At 64.5% G+C, this 13,237-nt stretch carries 13 protein-coding genes and 4 tRNA genes; 14 read left to right on the top strand and 3 right to left on the bottom strand.

From position 1 onward, the window contains the following. The first annotated feature begins 158 nt into the window (after positions 1 to 158). Genes AB0L63_RS08180 through AB0L63_RS08160 form a run of 5 tightly spaced genes read left to right on the top strand, consistent with a single transcriptional unit; the run spans position 159 to position 4,984 of the window. Positions 159 to 599: an SRPBCC family protein gene (locus AB0L63_RS08180; protein WP_364496402.1), complete on the top strand. Its 441-nt coding sequence runs from the start codon at positions 159 to 161 to the stop codon at positions 597 to 599. Next, entirely contained in the window at positions 599 to 1,324 is a 726-nt protein-coding gene (locus AB0L63_RS08175) for an ABC transporter ATP-binding protein (RefSeq protein ID WP_364496399.1), read from the top strand. The genes AB0L63_RS08180 and AB0L63_RS08175 overlap by 1 nt, the downstream gene beginning before the upstream one ends. Continuing rightward, complete coding sequence (locus AB0L63_RS08170; protein ID WP_364496397.1) at positions 1,321 to 3,813, top strand: FtsX-like permease family protein; 2,493 nt, start codon at positions 1,321 to 1,323, stop codon at positions 3,811 to 3,813. The genes AB0L63_RS08175 and AB0L63_RS08170 overlap by 4 nt, the downstream gene beginning before the upstream one ends. A 20-nt stretch (positions 3,814 to 3,833) precedes the next feature. Continuing rightward, entirely contained in the window at positions 3,834 to 4,334 is a 501-nt protein-coding gene (locus AB0L63_RS08165; RefSeq protein ID WP_364496395.1) for a hypothetical protein, read from the top strand. A gap of 14 nt (positions 4,335 to 4,348) precedes the next feature. Further along, positions 4,349 to 4,984 carry a nuclear transport factor 2 family protein gene (locus tag AB0L63_RS08160; protein WP_364496393.1) on the top strand — a complete coding sequence of 212 codons (636 nt, stop codon included), beginning with the start codon at positions 4,349 to 4,351 and terminating at the stop codon, positions 4,982 to 4,984. A 234-nt stretch (positions 4,985 to 5,218) separates the two neighbouring features. On the opposite strand, the gene AB0L63_RS08155 is transcribed toward AB0L63_RS08160, so the two are convergent. Beyond that, on the bottom strand, positions 5,219 to 6,085 hold the full coding sequence (locus AB0L63_RS08155) for an SDR family oxidoreductase (RefSeq protein WP_364496390.1): 867 nt from the start codon (positions 6,083 to 6,085) through the stop codon (positions 5,219 to 5,221). 257 nt (positions 6,086 to 6,342) lie between these two features. Between AB0L63_RS08155 and AB0L63_RS08150 the strand changes: the two genes are divergently transcribed. Further along, positions 6,343 to 6,984: a hypothetical protein gene (locus tag AB0L63_RS08150; RefSeq protein WP_364496387.1), complete on the top strand. Its 642-nt coding sequence runs from the start codon at positions 6,343 to 6,345 to the stop codon at positions 6,982 to 6,984. Positions 6,985 to 7,107: 123 nt separating this feature from the next. Here AB0L63_RS08150 and AB0L63_RS08145 read toward each other — a convergent pair whose 3' ends face one another. Together AB0L63_RS08145 and AB0L63_RS08140 are read right to left on the bottom strand one after the other, a co-directional pair. Next, positions 7,108 to 8,070 (bottom strand): acyl-ACP desaturase, encoded by a 963-nt coding sequence (locus AB0L63_RS08145; RefSeq protein ID WP_364496882.1) that lies wholly within the window; start codon positions 8,068 to 8,070, stop codon positions 7,108 to 7,110. A gap of 641 nt (positions 8,071 to 8,711) precedes the next feature. Continuing rightward, a tRNA-Lys gene (locus AB0L63_RS08140) sits at positions 8,712 to 8,784 on the bottom strand. A gap of 848 nt (positions 8,785 to 9,632) precedes the next feature. Between AB0L63_RS08140 and AB0L63_RS08135 the strand changes: the two genes are divergently transcribed. The 8 genes from AB0L63_RS08135 to AB0L63_RS08100 all read left to right on the top strand — a co-directional run bounded on the left by AB0L63_RS08135 (position 9,633) and on the right by AB0L63_RS08100 (position 13,198). Then, complete coding sequence (locus AB0L63_RS08135; protein ID WP_364496384.1) at positions 9,633 to 10,298, top strand: TetR family transcriptional regulator; 666 nt, start codon at positions 9,633 to 9,635, stop codon at positions 10,296 to 10,298. 93 nt (positions 10,299 to 10,391) lie between these two features. After that, positions 10,392 to 10,464, top strand: a tRNA-Glu gene (locus AB0L63_RS08130). A gap of 29 nt (positions 10,465 to 10,493) precedes the next feature. Beyond that, a tRNA-Asp gene (locus AB0L63_RS08125) sits at positions 10,494 to 10,567 on the top strand. Between the two features lie 59 nt (positions 10,568 to 10,626). Continuing rightward, positions 10,627 to 10,700, top strand: a tRNA-Phe gene (locus AB0L63_RS08120). 205 nt (positions 10,701 to 10,905) lie between these two features. Then, a complete protein-coding gene (locus AB0L63_RS08115) occupies positions 10,906 to 11,109 on the top strand; it encodes a DUF6374 family protein (RefSeq protein WP_364496382.1) in 204 nt (67 codons plus the stop codon). Positions 11,110 to 11,677: 568 nt separating this feature from the next. Then, positions 11,678 to 11,905 carry a hypothetical protein gene (locus AB0L63_RS08110; RefSeq protein ID WP_364496379.1) on the top strand — a complete coding sequence of 76 codons (228 nt, stop codon included), beginning with the start codon at positions 11,678 to 11,680 and terminating at the stop codon, positions 11,903 to 11,905. 148 nt (positions 11,906 to 12,053) lie between these two features. Further along, positions 12,054 to 12,239 (top strand): hypothetical protein, encoded by a 186-nt coding sequence (locus AB0L63_RS08105; protein WP_364496377.1) that lies wholly within the window; start codon positions 12,054 to 12,056, stop codon positions 12,237 to 12,239. Between the two features lie 239 nt (positions 12,240 to 12,478). Next, the gene (locus AB0L63_RS08100; RefSeq protein WP_364496375.1) at positions 12,479 to 13,198 is read left to right on the top strand and encodes a polyprenol monophosphomannose synthase; all 720 of its coding nucleotides are present in this window, start codon (positions 12,479 to 12,481) and stop codon (positions 13,196 to 13,198) included. Positions 13,199 to 13,237: the final 39 nt, after the last annotated feature.

Here is a 13,237-nt window from a genome sequence, read left to right as displayed (position 1 = left end):
CGCGGTCACTTGTACCTTGGCGGTGAGTCATGAACACTCACAGCCAGATTCACGCCAAAGCACCACTTCCTGGGGGAGCCGGGACCCGCGTCCCGTCCAGCTGCCGAAGCCGATTCGGAGAGGAAGTTTGCTGCGTAATTACAAGGGAGGGCGCTTTCATGGCCAAATTCGAGGTCACCAATGCATTGGAAGTCAATCCGATGCGGCTCTACACCATCATCGCGGACACCTCCAGGTGGGGAGATTGGTTCCAGCTGCACGGCGGGTTTGCCGAAAATCCGCCCGAGCACATCGGCGTGAACTCGATGCTGGCGCAGAACATCCGGATGCTCGGCATGACCCAGCGGCTGGACCTGACCATCACCGCATTCAAACCGCCCATGGAACTGACCCTGTCCGGCCGCAGCCCGGCCGGGATCACCTGCGAGTTCACCTTCGCCATCGAACGCCGCCCTGGCGGGTGCCAGCTCACCATCTCCGGTGATTTCGCGGGCCCGGTGCTGACCGGGCAGCTGTCACAGGTGATCGAGAACGACGCCCAGGCCCAGCTGGTCAAATCCATGGCCAAGCTACGCGAGATCGCCGGATCGGCCGCCTGATGCTGGTACTCGACAGCGTCGTCCGGACCTATCGGATCGGCGGACAGGGCGTGCGCGCCCTCGACGGCATCGACCTGACCATCGAAGCCGGCCAGTTCGTCTCGGTGGTCGGCCCGTCCGGAGCCGGCAAGAGCACCCTGCTGCATCTGCTCGGAGCGTTGGATCTCCCCGACAGCGGGTCGATCCGGTTCCGCGGCAATGAAATCGGGAAGCTGAACGACGATCAGCAATCCGAATTCCGGCGGCATCACGTCGGATTCGTCTTCCAGTTCTTCAACCTGCTGCCCACGCTTTCGGCATGGGAGAACGTCGCGGTGCCGAAACTGCTGGACGGCACCGGACTTCGCGCCACCAAGGCGCGCGCACTGGAGCTGCTCACACTGGTCGGACTCAGTGATCGCGCCGAACACCGGCCTGCGGAACTCTCGGGCGGGCAGATGCAGCGTGTCGCGCTCGCCCGCGCCCTGCTGATGGACCCGCCGCTCATCCTCGCCGACGAACCCACCGGCAATCTCGACTCCAAGACCGGCGCGGACATCATGGCCCTGCTCGCCAGGATCGCCCACGAGGCCGGGCGCGAACGCGCGGTCATCATGGTCACCCACAACACCGAGGCCGCCAGCACCACCGATCGGGTGATCACACTTGCCGACGGTCGCATCGTGCGGGACGAGACCCTCGGCACACCAGTGGTTTCCGAAGAATTCGCCGGAAAACTCCAGTGACGGCGCTGTTCGACCGCTGGCGGCTGTTCAGCCTGCGGGAATTCGCGACCCACCGCGGCCGCACCCTCGCCTCGGTGATTGTCATGGCGGTCTCGGCCGCGTTCCTGGTGTCGGTGTTCGGCATTTTCGGCTCCCTCACCGGCTCGGTTGACCGGCTGGTCGGCGGGCTGGCGGGTAATGCGGCACTCGAGGTCACCGGGGTCACCGACTCCGGATTCCCAATCTCGATTCGCGACGAGATCGCCAAGACCCCTGGCGTCGAGCAGGCGGTCCCGATGGTCCGCACCCAGATCGATTCCGACACCGGGCCTTTGCTGCTGCTGGGGACCGACGCGTCCGCTACGGCGCTGGGCAGTGATCTGCAGGCCACCGTCGAGCAACAGTTCGCTGCCCTTATCTCGACCCCCAACGGCGTCTTGGTCGGACCCGGTATCGGCGCACAGGCCGGCGATACGTTGCGCTTGGGATCGCGCCGGGTCAAGGTCGCGGGCGTGACCAACGGCGGCACCGCGGCGCGGCTCAATGAAGGCCACTACGTCCTCACCACACTCGCCATCGCACAACAGGTCAGCGAGCATCCAGGGCGACTTGATTCAGTGCTGGTCGTCGCCGCGCCGAATACCGATTCGGGTTCGCTGCGCAGCGCTGTCGACGGCGTGGTCAACGGCCGGGCGCTGGTCGCCCAACCCAGCGTGCGGGCCGTGCAGACCGGCAACGGCGTGCGCATTCTGCAATACATGACGCTGATGGGGGCCGCGCTGGCGTTCATCGTGGCGGCGTTCCTCATCTACACGACCATGACGATGGCAATCGCCCAACGGCGGCCGACGATTTCGATGCTGCGGGCGATCGGCGGACGACGGCGGACCATCGTCACCGATCTGCTCACCGAATCCGCCATCGTCGGATTTCTCGGCGGCGCACTGGGTTCGCTGATCGGAATCGGGTTCGGCCATATGGCCATTCGAACCCTGCCGGTCGCGCTCATGCAGGCGGTGGAAGCACGTACCACGTATTTGCTACCCGCGTACGCGATTCCGATCGCCATCGGCGCGGCCGTGTGTACCAGCGTCGCCGCCTCGGCCGTGGCCGCCTACCAGGTGTACAAGGTGTCGCCGATCGAAGCGCTCGCGCCGGTCGGCGCATCCGTCGCCGATCAGGTTCGGCCGTGGCTGCGGCTGGCGGCGATCTGTGTGACGGTCGGCGGCATCACCGTCGCCATCGGGCTGGTGTGGCTGCGGTCGGGCAACTTCCTCTTCTCCGGCATCGCCCTGTCCCTGTTCTTCGGTGCGGGCATCGCGGCCTGCTTCGCCGCCATCGGCGCACTGGTGCGGGCGGCGGCCTGGGTGGCACGGCAGTGCGGTCGTGCGGGCGACCTCGCCGCGGCCACCCTGGAACGCGCGCCACGCCGGATCTGGGCGACCATGATGACCGTCTTCATGGCGGTCGCGGTCACTGTCACCATTACCGGCGCGAACAATGACCTGCTCAATGCGGTGCGGACCTCGCTCGGATCGGTTGGCGACGTGGACGTGTGGGTAGCCTCGCATCCGCCCGAAGAGTTCCCGACCGGCGTGCTGCCCTCCGGGCTGGCCACCGATATCGCCGCACTGCCGGGTATCGAGCACGTCACCGAGGGGCAGCTTGCCTACGCCACGCTCGGCGACGAGAAGATCATTCTGTACGGGATACAGGACGGGAGTGTCAGCCCGCTCTACCAGCAGGTGTCGGCGCAGACCAGGGCCGACCTTGTCGCCGGGCGCGGCGTGGTGCTCTCACGTGACCTCAGCCGGTCCCTCGGCGTGCGTACCGGCGACGAACTCGCTGTTCGCACACCCCGTGGGCTGCAACATATCCGGGTGCTGGAGGTGGTGTCGTACTTCTCGGCGCTGACCGGGACGGCGGGTATCGGATTGCCGCTGATGCGCGACTGGTTCGACCGGCCTGGGGCCACCCTGTTGCAGATCGACGGCCGTCCAGGAGTGGACAAAGCCCAACTGCTGCAATCGATTCGGGATGCGAGTCCGGCCGAGGTGTACGTGTACTCCGGTGCGGAATCGCTGGCCGGTGTCGAGGGGGCCATCCGGCAGGGCATGGGCGTCGCCAATGCCGTGTGGGTGATCATCGTCCTGATCGCTGCGGTCGCACTGCTGAACACCCTCACCCTCTCGGTCCTGGAGCGACGCCGGGAAATCGGCGTGCTGCGAGCGATGGGCGCGAGCCGGCGCGTCACGCTGCGAATGATCCTCGCCGAAGCGGCGGGTATCGGCGGCGTCGGCGGCGGGCTGGGATTGCTGTTCGGACTGGCCAGTCAGTACTTCTTCGACAGCGTCACCCCCGGCATCATGAATATCGACGTCGGCTACTCCCCGAGCGTCACGGCCATCGTATTCGCCGTAGCCGCAGTGGGTTTGAGCCTGCTCGGCTCCATTCCCCCCGCGATCCGGGCCTCCCGGCTCAACATCATCGACGCCGTCACCATCGAATGACGAAGCAGGAGAACGTATCCATGAAGACGACTCGTGTCCGGGTGGTAGCGATCATGCTCGGTGCGGCGCTGGCGCTCACCACGGCCGCATGTGGCGACTCGGAGAGCGACAGCTCGAAACACGCTGCGGTGCAATCGACTACGAAGGTTATCGTCGACCAACCGCCGATCCCGCTGCCCGGTCCGGGCGATCTCAATGTGGGCCTCATGATGGCGCTGGACCCGAACACCTCCCGCGACCAGAAGATCGGCGCGGTCCAGGGCGCGGATATCGACCCCGATCTGGTAGACAAGATGACCCAGGCCGGGGCCGCCAACAAAGTCACCATGACCGTGACCGCGGTCGAATACGTCGGCGATGGCGTCATGCAGGCCAGCACGACCCTCACGCTCAATGGCAAGCCGGTGGAGGGGCAGGCATCGATCCCCTTCGTCGCCGAGGGGGGGCGCTGGAAGCTCCAGAAGGCATGGGCCTGCCAGATGCTCGCCAACGCGCAGCTCACCTCGACGGCCTGCAACTGATCCGGGGTTCCACCGTGACGAACCTCGAGCCCACCCTCGTCGACGGCATGACCTCTCAGCAACTCGCCGCCGCCATGCCCGAGTTGGTGTCGTCCTTCGCCGAGCGTGCCGCCGAACAAGCCATCATGTGGCGAGACTGGTCCGTGCGCTGGCTCGATGCCTGGGACCGGCACGATCTCGACGCCGTTGTGGCCCTGGTCGCCGAGGACATCCGCTACGAAGACCCGTCCCTGTTCGGCGAATACCTCCTCGGCAAATCGGCTCTCCGCGAGGTCGTCACCATGACCTGGCAAGCCTTCCCGGACGTCCGCTTCGAACTGGCAGGCACCCCCTACCTCGCCATCCTCGGCACCGGCATGGCCGCCCCCTGGCGTATGCGCGGTACCTTCGCCGGCGATATGGGCGGCGGTCCTTCCCCGCTCGGAATCGCGCCAACCGGCCACTACTTCGACACCCGCGGCGTCGACATCTACGAACTGCGCAACGGTTTGCTCACCCGCTGGTCCACCACCACCGACCTGTTCGACCTGGCCCGCCAGGTCGGCCTGCTCCCTGCCCCTCGAACCCGCCTGTTCCAACTGGTGATTCGCCTGCAACGCCTCGCGGCCCCGGTGCTGCGCGCCCTGCACAGATACCGTACGCGGAGCTGACCTGCGGCCTCAGCCGAAGTTCCGCTCCAGCAGGGTAGGGTTCGTGCAGCACGTGAGTCCCGGCGATCGTCGGTCTGCGTGCGCACCGAGCGGATGGAGCCCACAGCCCGCGCCATGATCGCGAACCCGTATCTGCACCGGACCGTACGCACAGAAGTTCGCGGGGTACCGGTGTGCGGGGCTACACCGCCCGCTCCAGCGGCCTGCCGATGAGGTCGAGACGTGTGCAGCGGCCTATTCGCCGCGGAGTCTGCGGTGGTAGATCTCGCGCACCGCGGGGTCGGGTTGGGTGAAAGCCGTTGTCGCTCCGGTGAATTTGGCGACGCGCGGTTGTGCACGGTAGGGCAGCAGCTGCGCCGATTTGATGATGGCCGCGAGTCGGCGCGGCACGGTCACCAGCGGTTTGTCCTGCTGTACCAATTTCACGATCGTCTGCGCGACCTCCTCCGGATCCACCGTGGTCAGCGGTGAAATCCAGGCAGGCATATTGGTGCCGGCGGACAGTTCGGTGCGGACGATGCCAGGCAGCACCGCGCCGACGTGCACGCCGTGCTCCTTCATCTCCCAATGCAGCGCCGAGGTGAACCCGACCACCGCATGCTTGGTCGCACAGTATGTGGCCAGACCCGGAAAGCCCTGTGTCCCAGCCAAAGACGCGATATTGATCAGGTGTCCGCTGCCGCGGTCCTTGAACCGCTTGACGGCGAGCCGCGAACCGTGGATCACTCCGTTGAGATTGATATCGATGATTCGATCGGTCATCGCCTCGTCCTCATCAACAAACAGACCGGTCGGCATGATGCCCGCATTGTTGACGAGTACATCCAATGGCCCGAGTTCGCTGTCCACGGTGTCGAGGAAGGCGGCGAACGAGGCGCGATCGGTCACGTCGAGCGGTAGACCGACGACCTTGGCGTCCGGGTCCGCACCCAACTCCGCCGCTGTCTCGGCCACCAGCTCGACATCGATATCGCCGATCGCGACCGCGGCGCCCGCCGCCAGAAATGCCTCTGCGGTGGCGCGTCCGATACCGCGCGCGCCTCCGGTGATCGCGACAACCCTACCGGTGAGCGCCCCGTCGTCCTTCGATGTGCTGGACATGTCCTCGGCCTCCTACGGTTCTCTGAGCTTTGGCCGGTCGGCGCGGCGGGCCGTCGGCGGCCAGCCGCACCGCCGGTTCGGCGGCGATACCTCCAGTGTCGACGCTTTAGGGCCGGATCGTCGGCGGATTCGGAATGGGGCTCGAGCCGCCCGGCCCGCCTCGTGCGCCGAGGGCGCTACGACCTTCTCAGACGGCCTCAGTAGCCTGGTATTTGCGGGTAATCGCCCGTGACCACCAGAATCATCGGATAGGGCGAATGACGGAACGGATCGGGGACAACAGATCGGGCGGGGACGACGACTCCAACGTGGAGTTGGGCAAGACTGCCGAGACGAAGGCATCCGAGACGAAGGCCGACACGTCCGGACGACAGTCGGGAACCGTTTCGGTTCGCATCTCCACCATGGTTCTCGGCGCTACCGTCGGCGCTTTGGTAGTCGCGGTCTGCGTGTCGACCGGATTTCTGTGGTCGGCGCGTCGCGATCTCGCCGATCGAAACGATCGGGCGGCCGCGGATAATAAGGCCGAACAGGTGGCCACCGAATACGCGGTCGGCGCGGCCACCGTCAATTATCAGGACATCCCATCATGGGTTGCCAAGCTGAAGGCGAATACCGTTCCGCAGCTGGCGAATAAGTTCGATGCGACCGCACCCGAGCTCGAACAGATTCTGGTTCCGTTGAAGTGGACCTCCACCGCCGCGCCGATTGCCGCAAAAGTGAGGTCGGAGCAAGGCGGTATCCGCAAAGTCGATGTGTTCGTCAATGTGATTTCGACGAATGCCCAGAGCCCGAAGGCCGCGCAGACAACGGTTGCCTACAACGTCACGCTGGACAAGAACGCGAATTGGAAGGTCGCCGATGTGGGCGGTGTCGACGGTGCACTGCCGGTTAAGTAGCGCCGCAACGAGTTTGGTGGTTGAACCGATAAGTTCGCCGCTGAGAGCGGCGTTGCCGAACATAAACGCGCCGCCGTCGGAGAAATCCGGCGGCGGCGCGTTTACGTTCGCTGGAGGTCGGGATCAGCCGGCGATCCCGGCGAGCTCGCGCTTCTTCGCTTCGCGGGCGAGCATGCGGTCGCGCTGCTCTTCGAACTTGACGACGTCCTCACTCAGCTTCTCCAGGAACAGCCCGAGCCGCTCGCGAACGGCCTCGCCGCGCGCGGTGAAGTCGGTGCGCTCGAAGACATTCCACTTCTTCAGCACCGGCTGCACCACCTCTTCGAGGTGCTGGCGCAGATCGTAGATGCCGTGCTTGGCCATCAGCACGCCGTTGCGGCGGAAGTTGGGCATGCCGGCGCCGGGCATCTGGAAGTTCTCCAGAATCAGCGTGATCGCCTCGAGGGCCTGGTCGGGGGAGAGGTCGAGGGCCGCGCCGCACATGTTGCGGTAGAAGATCATGTGCAGGTTTTCGTCGGCGGCGACCCGCTGCAGCATACGGTCGGCGATCGGGTCATCACAGACCTTGCCGGTATTACGGTGGCTGACCCGGGTGGCCAGCTCCTGGAAGGTCACATACGCGACCGAGTGCAGGAAGCCCGCGTCGGCCTCGGTCGGCGACGCGAATCCATTGGTCATGTGGATCATGCGCGCCTCTTCGAGCGCGACGGGATCGACACCACGGGTCACCACGAGGTAGTCGCGCATGACGATGCCATGGCGGTTCTCCTCGGCGGTCCAGCGGCCCACCCACGTACCCCAGGCACCGTCCTGGGAGAAGTTCTCGGCGATCTCGCGGTGGTAGGAGGGCAGGTTGTCTTCGGTGAGCAGGTTGGTGATCATGGCCGCCTTCGCGACCTCGCTCAATCGGGACTGCTCAGGGTCCCAGTCGATTCCGCCGAGTGCCGCGAAGTTGCGGCCCTCATCCCACGGGACATAGTCGTGCGGATGCCATTCCTTTGCCAGGGAGAGGTGCCGGTTGACGTTTTCTTCGGCAACCGGCTCCAACTCCGTGAGCAGCTCGAGTTGAGTCAGATCCCTTGCCATATACAAGCCCTTCATGTGTGTGCGCTCTTGCAGGTCAGTTCCCCGGGGTGGACCGTGTGTCGATGCGGCCATACCTTACGGCACCGTAGGTGTGATGCGAAACGCATCGGGCTGACAGGTGGGACCTCGTGATAGAGGTCATACGCCGATGTCGGCGTTCGACAGCCACACCGAGTGTAGGGGGTCGGCCCGCAACGAGGGGTTTATCGCTACCGGCCGAGAGTTGTTAGCACGGCGTGCGGTAATGCACACAACCGCTGATGCCGCACCCGCCCGACTGCGTATGCGGGCCGCGTCATCGCCGAGCCGCTCGGCCGGGTAGGCCAGCTCGACACCGATCCGATCGACATCCACCGTGCCCTCTCTCGACGAGTTCGCCGTGCTGATCCAGCGCGCCGCCCGAAGCGGCCGCACCCTCGGGCGCGGTCGCGTTGGCCGGTAATCCGCCGAGCAATGCCGCCTTTACCGCATCCGTCGCGGTGGCCTGGTCGACACCCAATTTATCGGCGATCTGTGCGATGGGAACCTGGGAGAAAGCCCGCACGGAATGTGGTGTTTCACGGCCGGACGGATGTGCGTTGTCAAGGGCGTTCGGACCAGGAAATGACTCAGGCGTCCGGTAAACCGGACGCCTGACGCGGTGCCCCCAGTAGGGCTCGAACCTACGACCTGCGGATTAAAAGTCCGTAGCTCTACCAACTGAGCTATAGGGGCGCGGATGGACAGTGTAGTTGGCCGAGCGCGGATCGGGTAACCGGGGGCGGGGGTGCGTCAGCTCGGGCGTGGTTCGGTTCGCTCCGGTTGTCAGGCGTCGGTACCGAGTCGTCCTCGCGCGCCGGGTAACACGACGCATGCGGGTAGCGATGCTGCCGGTAAACATTTGGCACCCAGCTTTGTTCATTCCCACCGAGCCGGGATACCATCCAATCATGTTGCGTACCAATGTCTTTGGATTTGCGGGAGGGGTAGGGCCAGTGTGTGAGGGGACGCAGCGCGGCGGCGGGCCGGTGTCGCGCGGTCGGCGCCGCGGTGATCGGGCCGTTGGTCGAGTCGGGTGAACGGTGCTGCGTCGCTGTCGAATTCGGAAATCCAAGGCAGCACTTTGCTTGATTGCGTGAAGTTAGCTGTAACAGATATCCAGATGTTTCGACGGCCGGAGTCCTCGGTTTGCCGCGTGTCGGATGGCGTTTCCGGGTACCGTGGCGGCTTGGTGAATTACGGAAGAATCGCCGACTTACCCGGCGATCCGGAATTCGGCTTATCGTTGATGTGCCCGAACGTGTCGTGGCCGGTACGACCGATCGCGACTTCCTACGAGTCGACGGCGGGGGAGGCGGATTCGAGACCAGGTAATGCCCAGGTGCGCACCCCCTGCGGCGCACCTGGGCGGCAAAAGTATACCAGCTGGTGTATTTGAGGACTTTCGCAAGTTTTCGTACCGAAAGTTTGAAACGGGGCGAAATCCCGGTTTGAAGTATTGATAAACTCGTAAATTCGCGCCAAGAGTCTGTTCTTTATGGGGCACCGATTGGCGACGAGTAGGCTTCGGAGGCGTTTCGAGCATGGCACGGCAGCAAGAGCGGGCCCGCCGGACACGCGCGGCGATAATCAGGTCCGCCGCCGTTGAGTTCGGGAAGAGCGGCTATGCCGCTGCATCGCTCAACCGCATATTGGAAGGTTCACGCGCCACCAAGGGCGCCATGTACTTCCATTTCGATTCCAAGGAAGATCTCGCACGCGCGGTGCTCGAGACCGCGGTCGACCGATACCGCACATCGGCCGAGCGTTGGCTTGCCAGAGCGGATCTCGGTCCACTCGACGTCCTGCACGGGATGGTCGACGAGGTGGCATTGCGACTCGAGCACGACATCATCGTGCAGGCCGAATTTCGATTGATCATCGAACCGGACTTCTATCGCGATGTGCAGACCGGTGGCGGTCGCATACTCGGCCGCGCCACCAGAGTGCTCGCGGTCCGTGCCATCGATCAGGGGCAGCTGCGCGCCGACGCCGACCCGGACCGCTTCACTCGCACGATTTCCGCCGCCCTGGTCGGCCAGCGCTATCTGATCGACACCCTCGGCAGCGGGATCGATCTGCGTGCCCGGTTCCAGGAGGCGCTCGAGGTTGTGGTCGAGGCGATGGCCACCCCGGAGTGGGCCGAGAAGTTCCGCAAGGACGGCTGGCGGGCGCAGGCCCGACTCGAAGAGCTCGGTTTAGGAGCCTGAGCAGCCGATTTGGGAAACGTGGCCGGTCTGTCATAAGCTATCCCAGCTCCCAACGGACAGCCGTTGAAGCCGGTCCGGAGAAATCCGGGGCGAGCCCCCTTCGTCTAGCGGCCTAGGACGCCGCCCTTTCAAGGCGGTAGCGCGGGTTCGAATCCCGTAGGGGGTACGGTCTTCGGACCGTTGGAAGCAACGTAAGGCCCTGTGGCGCAGTTGGTTAGCGCGCCGCCCTGTCACGGCGGAGGTCGCGGGTTCGAGTCCCGTCAGGGTCGCAAAATAAGCGCCGGAGCAATCCGGCGTTTCGCGTATGGCATTCACCACGGGTGCCTGCGGCCAGGTAGCTCAGTTGGTACGAGCGTCCGCCTGAAAAGCGGAAGGTCGCCGGTTCGATCCCGGCCCTGGCCACCGAATCCTCCCGCCCAATCACCTGGTCGGGGGGATTTTTGGTTTCATACCTAGCGCAGGTATCGGGTCATTGTTTGACCGCCGATAGCCGAGGCTGGTCGCACGTAGATCACACGCCCGAATTGTGATGTTTGCCTCTTTGGTGGGTTCGCTCATCGATAACCCACTATCGAAAATTTGTTCGATTCGGAGTAATCTCCCGCCTATGCCGGAACTCTCTCGCCTGGACTGGGCACGGATGAACCTGGAGCAGGTCCGCGGGCAACTTCTCGACGCTGCCGCGTTCGGCAAGCGCATGACTCCCGACCAGCTGGAGAACGCGGCGGGGAAGATCGCCGAGGGCATGCGGATCTATGTGGAGGAGACTCGGGGCCCCGCAGATAGAGTCGCCAACCCGTCCGGCACCTAGTTCGGATGACCGAACGGATTTTGAGGTTCGACGTTTGCGGAATTGGTGGGTGTTCGGCATACCGGCCAGACCGATTTCGAGAAACGTCTCGGCCATCCCTCCGGTGCTGCCGCGATGCGGTACATGTACGCCGTCGACGGGCGGGACAAACAGGTCGCAGCACAGCTGAGCAAGCTCGCGCCCGGGGCGATGCGGCCGGGCAGCCTCGCACGATTGTCGTGCAGCACTGACCGGGGGATAACGCACGTATATCGCACGACTCCAGAAATGGTGCTGCTGACCAGTAGTTATGTGCCTGACTGAAAAGCGGTAGGTCACCGGTTCGATCCCGGCCCCTGCCACTAAATCTCCCGGCAAATCACCTGGTCGAGGGGGTTTTTCTGGCTAGGCTCGGCTATCGACTTCGACCGAAGTGACGAATGTTCCGGCTCCAGTGCGTATGTTGGAGCCTGCAACTCAGGGGGTGAGCTTCGTCGGCTACGTCGGACGGGCAAACTCCGAACACATCAGGTAAGTGAAACAGGTGTCGAGCAGAACCGTAGGACTGCGATTCGAAGGAGGAAATCTCATGCGATTCGTCAAGACCGGTGTTCTCGCTGTAGCGCTGGCCGGTGCTGTCATGACCGGGGCCGGCATCGCGCACGCTGACGAAAGCGTCAACGTGGACGCCAAGTTGCTTGGCTGCGCTAGTCAGGCCGGGATCAGCTCATCCGACCTGACCGAGGCCAATATCGGCCGGTCTGTCACTGTCTCCGATCAGGTTGCCGCCCAGCTCAAGGCGAGTGGTTGCATCTAGCTAGCCCCTCCCGCCGGTCGTCCTGGCTGTCACAAGCCAGGACGACCGGTTTTTCGACTGTGCGACAGCCGTGCCCCCAAGACGGTGGATCTCGGGGTTGGGGTGGAAAACGGGGGTCTGTTGATCATGGCGGTGGGATGCTGGGGGAATGGCGGAGAAGTGGTATTACTGCTTGAAGCATCACCGGGCCGAGAGCGGGAAGCGGTGTTGGTTTCAGGATCGGATGGGGCCGTATCCGGACCAGGCCACTGCTGAGCGGGCGTTGGAGATCGTGCGTGCGCGCAATGCTCGCGAGGATGCGCGGGATCAGGAGTGGCGCGAAGGGGATAAGTGAGGGCGCGTCAGTGGTGGTGTGCGGCAACTGATTTCGGTGCGGATCGGGGGCGGTCGGCGGAGGTAGCGGCGCGATGTGCGAGGTAGTCGGCACGTCCGGGGTATTCCGGTGGCGGCGGGAGCATGCGGGCGCTCAGGTGGTCGTCAGGTCGATCAAGTACGGTTCTTGACAATCAGACGAGTGCTCCGGGTCCTGTCGTGGGTCTGCGGGCTGGAACAGGTGAGCAGGGAGGGCGACCCTTGAGGGTTACCGTTGTTGTGCCGACCTACAACGAGCGGGAGAATCTGCCGGTTGCGGTGGAGCGGCTGACGGCGCTGCCGGTGCCCGATCTGCATGTGCTCGTGGTGGATGACAATTCACCGGACGGGACCGGTGAGGTCGCCGACAAGTTGGCGGCGGAGCTGCCGAATATCGTCGGCGTACTGCACCGCACCGAAAAGGACGGGTTGGGCCGCGCCTATGTGGCCGGGATCACGCTGGCACTGGACGAGGGTGCCGATGTGGTGATCCAGATGGACGCCGACCTGTCGCATCCGGCCGAGGTCATTCCGGCGATGCTGGAGAAGCTGGACACCACCGATGCCGGTGTCGTGCTCGGGTCCCGCTACGTGCCCGGCGGTTCCACCGCCGAGGAGTGGAAGTGGTATCGCCAGGCACTGTCCGCTTGGGCCAACTTCTACGTGAACCTGATCTTGCGTCTGCGCGTCAAGGACGCGACCGCCGGATTCAAGGCATGGAAGGCCGATACGCTACGCGCCATCGACGTGGCCTCGATCCGCAGCAATGGCTACTCCTTCCAGGTCGAGATGAACTACCGGACGGTCAAGAAGGGCATCACGATCGCGGAGGTGCCCATCCGGTTCGAGGAGCGCACCCTCGGCGACTCCAAGATGAGCCTCCAGGTGCAGCTGGAATCCGCGCTGATGCCGTGGAAGCTGCTGTTCGGCCGCTCGGTCTGACACCGCACCCCGTCCGGCAAGCGGGCACCCGGTGTACAG

Origin of the sequence: Nocardia sp. NPDC051990 (genome assembly GCF_040680755.1) — a bacterium.
In the GTDB taxonomy this organism is placed as follows: domain Bacteria; phylum Actinomycetota; class Actinomycetes; order Mycobacteriales; family Mycobacteriaceae; genus Nocardia.
The sequence above is the reverse complement of the archived record's forward strand: the minus strand, read 5'-3'. Positions and strand labels throughout refer to the sequence as shown.

Bases quoted from the DNA above. Each gene is read 5' to 3' on its own strand.
- AB0L63_RS08180 (WP_364496402.1), top strand. From the start codon at position 159: ATGGCCAAATTCGAGGTCACCAATGCATTGGAAGTCAATCCGATGCGG.
- AB0L63_RS08175 (WP_364496399.1), top strand. From the start codon at position 599: ATGCTGGTACTCGACAGCGTCGTCCGGACCTATCGGATCGGCGGACAG.
- AB0L63_RS08165 (WP_364496395.1), top strand. From the start codon at position 3,834: ATGAAGACGACTCGTGTCCGGGTGGTAGCGATCATGCTCGGTGCGGCG.
- AB0L63_RS08155 (WP_364496390.1), bottom strand. From the start codon at position 6,085: ATGTCCAGCACATCGAAGGACGACGGGGCGCTCACCGGTAGGGTTGTC.
- AB0L63_RS08150 (WP_364496387.1), top strand. From the start codon at position 6,343: ATGACGGAACGGATCGGGGACAACAGATCGGGCGGGGACGACGACTCC.
- AB0L63_RS08145 (WP_364496882.1), bottom strand. From the start codon at position 8,070: ATGGCAAGGGATCTGACTCAACTCGAGCTGCTCACGGAGTTGGAGCCG.
- AB0L63_RS08135 (WP_364496384.1), top strand. From the start codon at position 9,633: ATGGCACGGCAGCAAGAGCGGGCCCGCCGGACACGCGCGGCGATAATC.
- AB0L63_RS08115 (WP_364496382.1), top strand. From the start codon at position 10,906: ATGCCGGAACTCTCTCGCCTGGACTGGGCACGGATGAACCTGGAGCAG.
- AB0L63_RS08110 (WP_364496379.1), top strand. From the start codon at position 11,678: ATGCGATTCGTCAAGACCGGTGTTCTCGCTGTAGCGCTGGCCGGTGCT.
- AB0L63_RS08105 (WP_364496377.1), top strand. From the start codon at position 12,054: ATGGCGGAGAAGTGGTATTACTGCTTGAAGCATCACCGGGCCGAGAGC.